Raw genomic sequence first — 13,263 nt, forward strand, 5'->3', positions numbered from 1 at the left:
CGCTTGGCGCCAAGCACGACCCTTAGCTTAAAATTTAACGTTTAGCTCTAGATTTAACATCTAGAGAGCAAGATGTTTTTTGCTTCGCGCTTGCTGCTAGGCGCGGGGCGCTATTATTCTGTATACTGGCTCTCACTCTGGGCGCACTTAATACCAATAACAGGGAACTGGCCGTTATGATCCCAAGGATAGATCTGCAAGCGCAGATAACTCCCCTCTATTTTGAATTTTTAGACGCACTCGCTAATAGTGGCTTTCGTGGCGATATTGAGCGCAGTTATGCGAGTCGCTTAAGTGTGGCCACCGATAACAGCGTTTATCAAATGCTGCCCCAAGCGGTGGTGTTTCCTCGTTCCACGCAAGACTTAAGTTTGTTATTAAGCTTGGGCACGCGTTCTGAATTTCAAGAAGTGAAGTTTGCTCCGCGCGGCGGTGGCACGGGCACTAACGGCCAGTCATTAACGCAAGCGCTGGTTATCGACAGCTCTCGCTATATGAAACAGTTACTGACCCTAGATGTGGCTAAGCGTCGGGTGCGCGTGCAAACCGGTATTGTAAAAGACAAGCTTAATCAATTAGTGGCGGGGCACGATTTATTTTTTTCACCGGATCTGTCTACCAGTAACCGCGCCACGCTTGGCGGCATGATCAACACCGATGCCTCAGGACAAGGCTCTTTAGTCTATGGCAAAACCTCTGATCACGTATTAGGTGTCACTGCGGTATTAGTCGATGGCAGTATTATTGAAACCGGCCCCGTCAGTGGTTCGAAACTGGATGCCAAATTAGAAGAAGACAGCCGCGAGGGCGAGTTATATCGCTGTGTGTATGCCAGCGTCACCGAGCATGCCGGCGAGATTAATAAGCGTTTTCCTAAGCTTAATCGCTTCTTAACCGGCTATGACTTAAAGCATGTTTATGACAAAGCCAGCCACACCCTAGATTTAACTCGCATCTTATGTGGCAGTGAGGGCTCCTTAGCTTTTATTGCCGAAGCTTGGCTAGATCTTACGCCCATCCCGCCTTATCGCACCTTGGTTAATGTTAAATACGACAGCTTTTTATCGGCGCTGCGTAATGCGCCTTTTATGGTAGAAGCTCAAGCGTTATCCGTAGAAACCGTTGACTCCAAAGTATTAGGGTTGGCGCGAGAAGATATTGTTTGGCACTCAGTGAGTGAGCTTATTCAAGATGTGCCCGGCAAAGTCATGGAAGGCTTAAATATTGTTGAGTATGCCGATCACGACCTTGAGACGCAGCAAGCAAAAGTTAATGCTCTTTGTGAGCAACTTGATGAGCTAATGGCGCGTAATGAGGCGGGCATTATTGGCTATCAAGTGTGTGATGACTTGGCTTCACTCAATCGTATTTATGGCATGCGTAAAAAAGCAGTAGGCTTATTGGGCAATACTAAAGGCCGGCAAAAACCCATCGCCTTTGTCGAAGACACGGCAGTACCACCAGAAAACTTGGCGGATTATATCGTGGAGTTTCGCACCTTGCTCGACGCCCACCAGCTGCAATATGGCATGTTTGGCCACGTCGATGCCGGCGTGTTGCATGTGCGCCCCGCGCTAGATATGACGGATCCGGCGCAAGAAGTCACCTTGCGCAAAATATCCGATCAGGTTAATGCGCTCACCGCTAAATATGGTGGCTTAATGTGGGGCGAGCATGGCAAAGGCTTTCGCTCTGAATATAGCCCCACCTTTTTTGGTGAAGTGTTATTTATGGAGCTGCGCCGCATTAAGTCGGCTTTTGATCCCTTTAACCGTTTAAATCCTGGCAAAATTTGCACGCCGCTCGATAGCCTAGATCAGCTCGTATCCGTGGATGCCACTAAGCGGGGCTTTTACGACCGACAAATCCCCATTAATGTGCGCGATAGCTACACACCGGCCATGGATTGTAACGGCAATGGTTTGTGCTTTGACTTTGATGTGAACTCGCCCATGTGCCCGTCGATGAAGCTGACTTCAGACCGTCGTCACTCTCCTAAAGGCCGCGCCGGTTTAACTCGGGAATGGTTGCGCCAACTTTCTGCTCAAGGCTTTGATCCTATGGCCGAAGAAGCGGCCATTATGAGCGGGCGCACCAGCATGAAAGCACTAGTGGAGCGCATTAAATTTACTTGGCAAAAACGCCGTGGCGACTATGACTTCTCCCATGAAGTGAAAGAGGCCATGGATGGCTGTTTGGCGTGTAAAGCCTGCTCTAGCCAGTGTCCCGTTAAGGTGGATGTGCCAACCTTTAGAGCGCGTTTTTTACAGCTTTATCACCAGCGTTATCAGCGCCCGCCAAAAGATTATTTAGTGTCAATGGTGGAGTCTTACACGCCGTGGATGGCAAAAATGCCCAAGCTGATTAATCCACTCATGAACAATCGATTAGTCAAAGCCAGTGCCAGCTCGTTATTGGGTATGGTGGACATGCCATTGGTGAGTGAGCCAAGTCTTGCCAAGCAGTTAGAAGAAGGGGGCCATTCTCGGTTTGATTTAGCCGAACTTAGCCGCTTAAGTGACAGTGAAAAAACCAAAACCGTACTTATTATCCAAGATCCTTTTACTTCATTTTATGATGCTAAGGTGGTGTTCGACTTGGCAGAGCTGGCACGCCGTTTAGGCTTTAATCCAATAGTCTTACCCTTTAAACCTAACGGTAAACCGGCGCACGTTAAAGGCTTCTTGCGCCGCTTTGCCAATATGGCCGCCGACAGTGCTCAGTTTTTAAATAATTTGGCACGCTTAAACATTCCTATGATGGGTGTGGACCCGTCACTGGTGCTGTGTTATCGCGATGAATATAACAAAATCTTAGGCGCGGCAAGGGGCGAGTTTGAAGTACTCTTGCCTCAAGAGTGGTTATTACAGCAATTGGCGACCATTCCAGTGCGTGACAAAGCGGGGGAGCCTTGGTACCTATTTGCTCATTGCACCGAAAAAACCGCTAAGCCCACCACTCATCAAGACTGGGCTGGTATTTTTGCGCACTTAGGTGCTGAGCTTGAAGCGGTACCGGTGGGTTGCTGTGGTATGGCCGGCACGTATGGTCATGAGCGCGAACATGTGGAAGGCTCAAAACAGTTATACACCATGAGCTGGGCCGAGCCATTACGCAAACGCCCCACCGAGCGCTGTTTAGCCACCGGTTTTTCTTGTCGTTCACAAGTAAAACGTATCGAAGGGCAAGGTATTCAACATCCGGTGCAGGCGCTGTTGCATTTATTAAGGAGCGCCCAGCCACAATCACCCAGCACCGAAGTACCATAAAGAGCGCTGTTTGTTGTTTAGCCTTCATCCTGATAAGGCTCTGGTTTAAGGTTTGTATTAGCTAGGCGCTAGTGAGTTGTACATATTATCAACAATATTTTAAGGGAATAACATGGGGTTAATTTTAGGGTTAATTATTGGTGGCTTGGCCGGTTGGATTGCTGGCAAGCTCATGAAAGGCGAAGGTTATGGGGTATTAGGTAATATTTTACTGGGTTTAGTGGGCGGCTTTGTTGGCAGTATCGTCTTTAGGTTAGTCGGCATTGCCACTACTGGTGTAATTGGCTCTTTGATGATGTCCACTCTAGGCGCTGTGTTGCTTATCTATATTGCGAAAAAATTTAGAAGCTAATAATGAAAAAAAGAAGGGGGAATAGTGAGGAGTTAGCGGCCAAGAGGGGGCTGGCAACATTTAGGTATGACCTTAGTTCATGCCGTCCTTGAGCTATTCACCCCTTATGCTATAAGAGTGAGATGCTTTCACTACTCGCGAATGTCATGCTGTGATGTTTCACATCCCCAATCCCCAATAGACAAATAATGCTGGACATTCTGTGTCGTTTGACAGAGAATGCGCCCTCAGCCCAGAAGGGCATGACCTTTTGTGATGTGGGTCACGATAATTTAGCTATATGTAATAGCGCTAACTATCGTTATAACCCGCCTATTCGGCATGCTACAGATGAAGCATGGTTTAAATAAACCAGTTTCATTAAACCCTGGGTTTACGTAGCTGCCAAAGTATGTGCGTTGAAGCGGGTTATATTGCGTTTTTTAGGAACATAACGCATCACGTCCGCGCCAAACGACGCGACCCTTATCGGGTTGCCCGTCCCCTCCATTGGGCGCGACGACACAAGTCTGGCAGATCGACATTCATGATGAGAAAGACGCGCTGATAGTTAATCAGTACGTTCACCATGGCGGTGTTGAGACAAAAATGGCCAGATTAGCCTTGTGAATCTCAGTGTGTCACACACTCTGTAAAGGGAAGCCCTCACTTATGTGAGATGGGTTGTCCCTGGCCTTTTACTGTATCAGTCCGCCGACATTCTATTTATTCGGAACTGTTAAATGACAAATTCTACACTTGTACTTGCTGAAAATGCCCCTGCCTTTACTGAACTAGGTTTAGCTCCTGAAGTATTAAAAGCACTTGCCGATGCCGGCTATGTGAAGCCTTCTGCTATTCAGGCTGCTGCTATTCCTACTTTGCTGGAAGGCCGTGACGTTTTAGGCTTGGCACAAACCGGTACCGGTAAAACTGCAGCGTTTGCACTGCCGCTGTTAAGCACCATTACTGGTGGCAACGCCACTCCTCAAGTATTGGTATTAGCCCCCACTCGCGAGCTGGCTATCCAGGTTGCCGAGTCGTTTGAAGGCTATGCAAAATATCGTAAAGACATTCGTATTATGTCCATCTATGGTGGCCAAGCTTACGACACACAAATCCGCTCGTTAAAGCGCGGCGTTGATATTGTAGTTGGTACCCCAGGTCGCGTTATGGACCATATGCGCCGTGGCACTCTTAAATTGGATAATCTGAAAGCCTTAGTGCTGGATGAGGCCGATGAAATGTTGCGCATGGGCTTTATCGACGACGTTGAGTGGATTTTGGAGCAAACGCCTGCTACTCGCCAAATTGCTCTGTTCTCTGCCACCATGCCACCCGTTATTCAGCGTGTTGCTCAAAAGTACCTGAACAACCCGAAAGAAGTGCGCATTGAGAATAAAACTCGCACTAACTCCAGTATTCGCCAGCGTTACTGGTTTGTACGTGGCATGAATAAGCACGAGGGTTTATGCCGTTTGGTAGAAACCGAACAAATGGATGCCATGTTGGTGTTTGTGCGCACGCGTAAAGACGCCGAAGATTTGGCCGACATGATGAGCCGCGAAGGCCACGCCTGTGAAGCCTTGCACGGTGATATTCCACAAAAATTACGTGAAAAAGTGATTGAGCGTCTTAAAAATGGTCGCTTAAACATCTTGGTGGCAACTGACGTAGTCGCCCGTGGTCTAGACGTAGAGCGTATTAGCCACGTAGTTAACTTTGATATGCCACACGATAACGAGTCTTACGTACACCGTATTGGTCGTACCGGTCGTGCGGGTCGTGAAGGTGATGCCATCTTGTTTGTAACCGGTCGTGAAAAGCGCGGTCTGTTTAACCTTGAGCGCCACACTCGCCAACCTATCGAAGAAATGCAGATGCCATCAGCGGATGAGATCAATAAGATCCGCGCAGAGCGCTTTAAGAATAAACTGCGTGTAAGCGTAGAAGCCGATGAAAAATCATTAGCACCGTTCGCTGAAATGATCGCTTCTTTAGAAGAAGAAGGGCTCGACAGCTCGCAGTTAGCCGCCGGTTTAGCACGCTTGTTACAAGGCGACCGTCCATTATTTATGGAAGACCGCCCACAGGCAGCACGTCGTCCTGATGTTCGTGACAGCCGCGAGCGCAGTGATCGTCCTGCTCGTAGCCCACGTTCTGGTCGTGATAGTGTTGCCATGGAAACGTTTCGCGTTGAAGTAGGTCGTGTACACGGTGTTAAGCCAGGTCACTTAGTGGGTGCGATTGCTAACGAAGCCGATCTTGAGTCACGCTTTATTGGTCAAATTCAAATTCATGATGACTTCTCAACTGTTGATCTGCCACAAGGCATGACCTCAGAAGTACACAAAGTATTGCAAAACGTGCGTGTTTGTCAGCGCCCGTTAAACTTAGCTAAATACGAAGGTGGCCCACTGCCTCGTCGTGGTGCTGCTCCTCGTGGCGATGATCGCAAGCCGCGCTCACCTCGTCGTACCGAGCGCTTAAACGGCTAATACCGTTTAGCACGCACTAAAAAAGGCCTGTCAGCAATGACAGGCCTTTTTGTTTAGGTTGTTTGCAATACGTTCCTTAAGCCGGAACGTCAGGATCTCGCTGTTGCTCTTAATGACTGCTCTGCAACGAAGCCCGCTAAACCCATAAAAAAATGCCGCCCTCAAAGAGTGCGGCGTTTATTATTTAGCTGGGCGCTGGGCGCTGGGCGCTGGGCTCAAGCTTACTGAGAAAGTGACTCAGGTAAGTGCTCACGAATACCAGCTAGCATAATTTTTAATACTTTAGGATTCGCGCATACTAAGTTACCGCTGCGCTCAAAGTTATGGCCACCGGCAAAGTCGGTAACAATAGCACCGGCCTCACGAGCAATTAAGCTGCCAGCGGCAAAGTCCCAAGGTTTTAAGCCTAATTCCCAATAGCCATCAACGCGTCCCGCGGCGACATAAACCAAATCTAGGCTAGCAGCACCGGCGCGGCGAATGTCAGAGCATTGCACAAATAAGTCTTTAAACATGCCCATATAAGCATCGAGATGGTGTTTTTGCTTAAAAGGAAAGCCAGTGGCTAATACCGCATTGCTTAAGTCTTTGGCCTTACCTGTACGAATGCGATAACCGTTTAATTGCGCGCCTGCGCCGCGGCTAGCAGTAAAAAGCTCATCACGAATAGGATCGTAAACTACCGCTTGTTCGGTGCGACCTTTTACGCGCAACGCAATAGAAATGGCAAAATGCGGAATGCCTTTAACGAAGTTGGTGGTGCCATCAAGGGAGTCAACAACCCACTGATAATCAGGGTTGCTGCCGGTGAGCTCACCGCACTCTTCACCAATAATGGTATGCTCTGGGTAGGATTTACGCAGCGTGTTAACCACGGCGTTTTCTGCTTCTAAATCGATATTAGTAACAAAATCGTTCTGGCCTTTTCGACTAATTTCTACGTTATCGGGGTTGGCGAAACCTTTGACGATAACTTGACCAGCGTTACGCGCAGCGCGTATCGCGATATTGAGCATCGGATGCATATGAGTGAACTCACTTGATGTTAAAGAACGAAATTTGAGCGCCATATTATACCTGTGAACGAAAACTAGGCAAGATATAAATCCCGCTCGCTAAGCTGTCTTAATCAAGCACGCTTACATATTCTTAGAAAAAATTCTTATAGTCATTTTATCGAAAAAATAAGAAAAAAAGCCTAGCAGTTACTATCTTTAAAGCGTTGATAAATGACTAAATTATTAAGTGTTTGTTGAGTAACAACTAAGGAGTGGCTATGACCTTAGAAAATAATACTTCCTTATTAACTGCACGCTGGCAACGAGGAGCACGCTCAAGAAGACTGAGCGCGCTGGTTATTGCAGCTGTGTTACTGTCCCCTTTAGCGGCAGCTGAGAATAGCTTACGAGTGGGAGGGGGCGGCGGCTATGGCGCACACACTGTACAAATAGGTGGGCAGTGGACTCAGCAATGGCAGGGGCGCTTAAGCTATGGTGTGTTGGCAGAGGCGGCGGCTTGGCATGCCACTCATCATGATTTAGTGCAGCTAAGCTTAGTGCCGTTATTGCAATATAATTTTATGCCCAACGCAACTTGGCAACCGGTGCTGTTAGTAGGAGTAGGGCCGGCGTGGATAAGCGACACGCAGCTAGGGGAGCGAGACTTATCCAGTGCTTTTCAATTTAGTAGCCGTGCTGGCATAGGCTTAGTTAAAGAACGTCATAGTCTAATGGTGGAAGCGCGTCACTTATCTAATGCCGGCATCAAGCAGCCTAATCAGGGGATTAGCTATTGGAATTTAAGTTATGGTTATCGTTTTTAAACCGGTGAGAGCAGGGAGCACTAGCATTAGTCGCTGACATGATGCAGTAGCACAAATTTATCCCATAGCGCTTCTTCGCTTTCAACACGCTCCGGATCCACAATAATACAATCGATAGGACATACGCTGATGCAAGTGGGCTTATTATAATGGCCAACACACTCGGTACATAAATCGGGCTCTATTTCATAAATCTCTCGCCCATAACTAATAGCGTCATTCGGACACTCGGGCTCGCACATATCACAATTTATGCAGCTATCTTCGATAAGTAAGGCCATTTTTTGCTACCACACTATTCACGCTTTTCTAAAATAGCGCCTATTGTGCGGCCAGTACGCCTTAGCTTGCAATACTAATTACCCCTAGTCTGTGCATACTAGCTTTATCTGCGTGATAAGTAGTTAATCGCAAAGCGGGTATTTATTAAATACGATGAAAGGAGCATCTTGCTAATAGAGATGAGTACTAGCACAATAAATGATTACTTCGCTTGGGGTTTAGCAATGGAACTGGCCAACTATAGACGAGAATATTTACAAGGTGGATTGCGACGTGACGATTTGCCAACCGAGCCATTAGCATTATTTGAAAAGTGGATGCAGCAAGCCGTGACGGCCGATTTGATGGATCCCACTGCCATGGTAGTAGGTACAGTAGATGCACAAGGACAGCCTTATCAGCGTATTGTGTTACTTAAACACTTAGATGCCCATGGCTTTGTTTTTTATACCAATATGGGCAGTCGTAAAGCCAGCCAGTTGGCGAATAATCCTAAGGTAAGTTTGCTCTTTCCTTGGCATGTGTTGGAGCGCCAAGTGCATGTTACCGGTCAGGTTGAGCGCTTATCTAACTTAGAAGTAGTGAAATACTTTAGTAGTCGGCCAAAAGATAGCCAAATTGGCGCTTGGGTGTCACACCAATCAATGCCTATTTCGGCGCGCGGTGTCTTAGAAGCTAAGTTTTTAGAAATGAAGCAAAAATTTGCCAAAGGAGAAGTGCCGTTACCGAGTTTTTGGGGCGGTTTTCGGGTAAAGTTTGACTCGGTTGAATTTTGGCAAGGCGGCGCAAATCGCTTACACGACCGCTTCTTATATCAGCGCCAAGCGACAGGCTGGTTAATAGAACGCTTAGCACCTTAACTACGCTCTTAAAAGTAAAAGTCCTTTTGCCAAGCACTTTATTATAAGAGTCACACACCAGTACGGAGAATAATTTTTAAAGGTGTTTTATGCTGATTTGTCGAACCGAGCGCCCCGGTGATGGTGAAGAAATAGATGAGCTAGTCTGTGCTGCTTTTGGCCAAGAGCAAGCCGGTGATTTGGTCTGGGCACTGCGTGAACAAGCTGCCATTAGCTTAAGCCAAGTGGCGGAATATGATGGTGCCATTATGGGGCATTTATTAATGAGCTCGGTATTTATTAACGGGGAAGACAGCGGCTGGTTAGCATTGTCACCCGTGAGTGTATGGCCAGAGTGCCAAGGCCAAGGCATTGCCAGTGCTTTAATTCGCGCCGCACTAGATTGTGCCAATGAGCTAGACTGGGCAGGCGTTGTAGTCTTAGGTAAAAGTGATTTTTTTAGCCGTTTTGGTTTTAAGCCCGCCGCTGAATTTGGGCTTGAGTACTCTAGCGCTAACGAGACTTTAATGGCGATGGCTTTTAAACAGCCTACTATCCGTGGGCAGGTGACTTATCATCCGGCCTTCGACACCTTGCTAGAAAAGTGAAAAGTAAAGATAACACCTAAACCAGATCCTGACGTTGGTCAGGATGAGGGCAGAGCCAAGATTTTAATGTGCGCTAGGATGACGGCTATTTCTCGTCATACCGGACTTGCTCCGGTATCTTCCCTGTCGTCATACCGTGCTCGCTCCGGTATTTTACCTATCGTCATACCGTGCTCGCCACGGTATCTGCCATCCCGTCATACCGTGCTTGCCACGGTATCTGCCATCCCGTCATACCGTGCTTGCCACGGTATCTCGCTGTGAGTTTGTAAAGTCTAAAACGAGATCCTGACGTGCGTCAGGATGACGGCAGAGCCAAGATCCTAATGTGCGCTAGGATGACGGCTATTTCTCGTCATACCGGACTTGCTCCGGTATCTTACCTGTCGTCATACCGTGCTTGCTCCGGTATTTTACCTATCGTCATCCCGTGTTTACCACGGTATCTCGCTGTGAGTTTGTAAAGTCTAAAACGAGATCCTGACGTGCGTCAGGATGACGGCAGAGCCAAGATCCTAATGTGCGCTAGGATGACGGCTATTTCTCGTCATACCGGACTTGCTCCGGTATCTTACCTGTTGTCATACCGTGCTTGCTCCGGTATTTTACCTATCGTCATCCCGTGTTTACCACGGTATCTCGCTTTAGTTTTTAAAGTCTAAAACGAGATCCTGACATTCGTCAGGATGACGGCAGAGCCAAGATCTTTATTATTCTTCTTCAAAATACCAATAGCCTTGATTCACCAGCGGTAATAAGACTTCAAGCAAGGCTTGTGGCTCAGTTAAAAAGGCAATCTCGGGGCCGTGAATACGGGAGTGATCGCACAACAGCGTGATGGCGCCGGCATCAGGCTTGGCTAACTGATAGCGCTCACCATCTAAATAAAATACCGCCTGTTCACCGGCCATATAAAAGCAGCGAGCCCCAGCTAAGCGATATAAATAATCGCCGTGATCGAGACGCAACACTAGCTCTTCCAAACTATAAGCGGGCTCTGCAGCTTCAAGATCTAAGTCGTGCTTAGCTTCAGAGATCATCTCGCCAAACCAGTCGGCAAGGCGCTGGGGATCAGCTAATAGCTCGGTCATTAAGCTCTTCACTTGCGCCAATACTTGCGGCTCAATGCATCCGTGGGCGGTGGCGGCTGGCATATCAACATCATCAAAGCGGCGGCCGCCTAAGTCATTAGCTAATAGATGGTCGGCAAAGCTTGAGATTAAGTCCCGCGCATCGGGAGCACGAAAACCCACCGAGTAATTCATGGCCAGCGTTTGGGCATAACCTTCATGAGGGCAACCCGGCGGAATATAGAGCATATCGCCAGGCATAAGCACCTCATCGATGTCGGCGACAAAATCCTCACAATGGCGCAAAGTACCATTGGCGGCAAACTGCTCTAACTCCTGAGGTAAGCCTACTCGCCAACGACGACTGCCGGATCCTTGAATAATAAACACCCCATATTGGTCGATATGCGGCCCCACGCCGCCACCAGGGGTAGAGAAGCTGATCATGACATCATCAAAGCGCCAACCGGGGATAAAGCGAAACTCATCGGCAAGCGCCTGCACCTCGGGGTGCCATTGATTAACCGCTTGCACTAATAGCGTCCAGTCGGTTTCACCTAAATGATCGTAGCTTTCAAAGGGGCCGCTTTCGGCGTGCCAGCGATCGTCACTGCGCCATACGCGGCGCGATTCTACTTGGGGCTCCAAAGCTAGCCCTGCCAGCTCATCCGGGCTAAGAGGATCTTCAAAACCAGCAAAAGCCGACTTTAACAATAAAGGTTTTTTTTGCCAGTAATGAGCCAAGAAGTCCGTAATATCGAGATTGAATGCGCTGTGCATAGCTACCTATGGTCAAGGAAAATGTAAGATAAGAATAGTCAGCTATTATGCCAAGGCGTAGTAGAGATTGATAGATTAGGAAATACAGCGCCCAGCTTAGAGATTAAGAGCAGCGCCGAGCATCAAGCGCCCAGTTTAAAGATAAATAGCATTGTTCTGCAGGTTATGAATAAAAAAACCGAGCCAATTGGCTCGGTTTTTAGCTGGGCGCCTATTGCTGTAATTACAGCTTATCTGTCAGCGCGATGGCACTACCAATGTAATTGGCAGGGGTTAATAGCTTAAGCTCAGCCTTCACCGTCTCTGGCAGTTCCAGAGTATCAATAAAGATGTGCATGCCCTCGGCGTTCACGCGTTTGCCACGGGTCAACTCCTTTAGCTTTTCATAAGGCTTTTCAATGCCGTAGCGGCGCATCACGGTTTGAATAGGCTCGGCTAATACTTCCCAGTTTTGATCCAAGTCGGCGGCTAAGGCTTCAGGGTTGGCTTCCAACTTGCTGATGCCCTTAAGGGTTGCTTGATAAGCAATCACCGAGTAGCCCACCGCCACGCCTAAGTTGCGCAGTACTGTGCTGTCTGTTAAGTCACGCTGCCAGCGTGACACCGGCAATTTAACTGCCAAGTGGTTGAAGATGGCGTTAGCTAAACCTAAGTTGCCTTCGGAGTTTTCAAAATCAATAGGATTAACTTTGTGCGGCATGGTACTGGAACCAATTTCGCCTTCTACGGTGCGCTGTTTAAAGTAGCCAATAGAGATATAAGCCCAAATATCGCGGTCAAAATCCAACACTATAGTGTTGAAACGGGCGATGGCATCAAACAGCTCAGCAATATAGTCGTGCGGCTCAATTTGGGTAGTGTAGGGGTTAAAGTCTACACCAAGACTGGTGACGAAACGCTCGGCAAAGTCATGCCAGTCAATTTCTGGGTAGGCCGATAAATGCGCGTTATAGTTACCTACGGCGCCATTGATTTTAGCCAGCATTTCTACCGCTTTAATTTGTTTAAGCTGGCGCTCAAGACGATACACCACGTTCGCCATTTCTTTACCCAAAGTGGTGGGTGAAGCAGGTTGACCGTGAGTGCGGCTGAGCATTGGCACATCACGATAGCGAGTGGCCAACTCTTTTATGGCATCGATCAACTGCTGGCAATAAGGCACCACCACTTGGTCACGACCCGCCGACAGCATTAAGGCATGGGCGTTATTGTTAATATCTTCACTGGTACAAGCAAAGTGAATAAATTCACTGATGGCCGCCAGCTCGGGCAATACTTCTACTTTTTCTTTTAAGAAATATTCCACCGCTTTAACATCATGATTAGTGATGCGCTCAATGTCTTTAATACGCTGCCCATCGGCTTCATTAAAATTAGCCACTATGTTGTCAAGTAAGTCATTGGCCTTGGCCGACAGTGCAGGCACTTCAGGAATATCGGCATTAGCGGCTAAGGCTTGCAACCAGCGCACTTCTACTTCTACACGAAAACGCAATAAACCAAATTCAGAAAAGATAGCGCGCAATTCTGCGGTTTTACTGCCATAACGGCCATCAACCGGTGAAATAGCCGTTAATGCTGATAAGTCCATGAATCACAACTCCTAAATATGGGGGGGAATAATAAACAGTTCTATATTAATAGCTGGTTTGACTGGTGCAGCACAGCAGAAACCTTAAAGCTATTTTTGCCACGCAACGCATGAGTGAGTGTTGAGTTTTTAGTTATAAGGGTTGAGTTATAAGCACTGGACTAAAATTCAAC

The 13,263-nt window shown here is 47.8% G+C and carries 10 protein-coding genes; 6 read left to right on the plus strand and 4 right to left on the minus strand.

The annotated features are described in order from the left end of the window. The first annotated feature begins 176 nt into the window (after positions 1-176). The 3 genes from ydiJ (at position 177) to CBP12_RS00285 (ending at position 6,098) form a co-directional block, all read left to right on the plus strand. Positions 177-3,269, plus strand: coding sequence for a D-2-hydroxyglutarate dehydrogenase YdiJ (ydiJ, locus tag CBP12_RS00270; RefSeq protein WP_086961853.1), 3,093 nt, complete (start codon positions 177-179; stop codon positions 3,267-3,269). Between the two features lie 112 nt (positions 3,270-3,381). Next, positions 3,382-3,621, plus strand: a complete 240-nt coding sequence (locus CBP12_RS00275) for a GlsB/YeaQ/YmgE family stress response membrane protein (protein WP_086961855.1) — start codon at positions 3,382-3,384, stop codon at positions 3,619-3,621. A gap of 722 nt (positions 3,622-4,343) precedes the next feature. After that, complete coding sequence (locus tag CBP12_RS00285) at positions 4,344-6,098, plus strand: DEAD/DEAH box helicase (RefSeq protein ID WP_086961857.1); 1,755 nt, start codon at positions 4,344-4,346, stop codon at positions 6,096-6,098. 221 nt (positions 6,099-6,319) lie between these two features. Here the strand turns inward: CBP12_RS00285 and suhB are convergent, their stop codons facing one another. After that, positions 6,320-7,123: an inositol-1-monophosphatase gene (suhB, locus tag CBP12_RS00290; RefSeq protein ID WP_086965236.1), complete on the minus strand. Its 804-nt coding sequence runs from the start codon at positions 7,121-7,123 to the stop codon at positions 6,320-6,322. Between the two features lie 251 nt (positions 7,124-7,374). Between suhB and CBP12_RS00295 the strand changes: the two genes are divergently transcribed. Further along, positions 7,375-7,920, plus strand: coding sequence for an acyloxyacyl hydrolase (locus tag CBP12_RS00295; RefSeq protein WP_086961859.1), 546 nt, complete (start codon positions 7,375-7,377; stop codon positions 7,918-7,920). 26 nt (positions 7,921-7,946) lie between these two features. Here the strand turns inward: CBP12_RS00295 and CBP12_RS00300 are convergent, their stop codons facing one another. Beyond that, entirely contained in the window at positions 7,947-8,201 is a 255-nt protein-coding gene (locus CBP12_RS00300) for a YfhL family 4Fe-4S dicluster ferredoxin (RefSeq protein WP_086961861.1), read from the minus strand. Positions 8,202-8,426: 225 nt separating this feature from the next. Here CBP12_RS00300 and pdxH point away from each other — a divergent pair, with 225 nt between their 5' ends. Further along, positions 8,427-9,062, plus strand: a complete 636-nt coding sequence (gene pdxH, locus CBP12_RS00305) for a pyridoxamine 5'-phosphate oxidase (RefSeq protein ID WP_086965238.1) — start codon at positions 8,427-8,429, stop codon at positions 9,060-9,062. 89 nt (positions 9,063-9,151) lie between these two features. Continuing rightward, entirely contained in the window at positions 9,152-9,649 is a 498-nt protein-coding gene (locus CBP12_RS00310) for a GNAT family N-acetyltransferase (RefSeq protein ID WP_086961863.1), read from the plus strand. Positions 9,650-10,359: 710 nt separating this feature from the next. On the opposite strand, the gene CBP12_RS00315 is transcribed toward CBP12_RS00310, so the two are convergent. Both CBP12_RS00315 and purB read right to left on the minus strand, forming a co-directional pair. Beyond that, a complete protein-coding gene (locus CBP12_RS00315; protein ID WP_086961865.1) occupies positions 10,360-11,499 on the minus strand; it encodes a ribosomal protein uL16 3-hydroxylase in 1,140 nt (379 codons plus the stop codon). A gap of 223 nt (positions 11,500-11,722) precedes the next feature. After that, positions 11,723-13,090, minus strand: coding sequence for an adenylosuccinate lyase (purB, locus tag CBP12_RS00320; protein WP_086961866.1), 1,368 nt, complete (start codon positions 13,088-13,090; stop codon positions 11,723-11,725). Positions 13,091-13,263: the final 173 nt, after the last annotated feature.

The sequence above is a fragment of the Oceanisphaera avium genome, from assembly GCF_002157875.1.
Classification (GTDB): domain Bacteria; phylum Pseudomonadota; class Gammaproteobacteria; order Enterobacterales; family Aeromonadaceae; genus Oceanimonas; species Oceanimonas avium.

Excerpts from the sequence above, each read along its gene's own strand:
- ydiJ (WP_086961853.1), top strand. The coding sequence starts at position 177 with ATGATCCCAAGGATAGATCTGCAAGCGCAGATAACTCCCCTCTATTTT.
- CBP12_RS00275 (WP_086961855.1), top strand. The coding sequence starts at position 3,382 with ATGGGGTTAATTTTAGGGTTAATTATTGGTGGCTTGGCCGGTTGGATT.
- CBP12_RS00285 (WP_086961857.1), top strand. The coding sequence starts at position 4,344 with ATGACAAATTCTACACTTGTACTTGCTGAAAATGCCCCTGCCTTTACT.
- suhB (WP_086965236.1), bottom strand. The coding sequence starts at position 7,123 with ATGCATCCGATGCTCAATATCGCGATACGCGCTGCGCGTAACGCTGGT.
- CBP12_RS00295 (WP_086961859.1), top strand. The coding sequence starts at position 7,375 with ATGACCTTAGAAAATAATACTTCCTTATTAACTGCACGCTGGCAACGA.
- CBP12_RS00300 (WP_086961861.1), bottom strand. The coding sequence starts at position 8,201 with ATGGCCTTACTTATCGAAGATAGCTGCATAAATTGTGATATGTGCGAG.
- pdxH (WP_086965238.1), top strand. The coding sequence starts at position 8,427 with ATGGAACTGGCCAACTATAGACGAGAATATTTACAAGGTGGATTGCGA.
- CBP12_RS00310 (WP_086961863.1), top strand. The coding sequence starts at position 9,152 with ATGCTGATTTGTCGAACCGAGCGCCCCGGTGATGGTGAAGAAATAGAT.
- CBP12_RS00315 (WP_086961865.1), bottom strand. The coding sequence starts at position 11,499 with ATGCACAGCGCATTCAATCTCGATATTACGGACTTCTTGGCTCATTAC.
- purB (WP_086961866.1), bottom strand. The coding sequence starts at position 13,090 with ATGGACTTATCAGCATTAACGGCTATTTCACCGGTTGATGGCCGTTAT.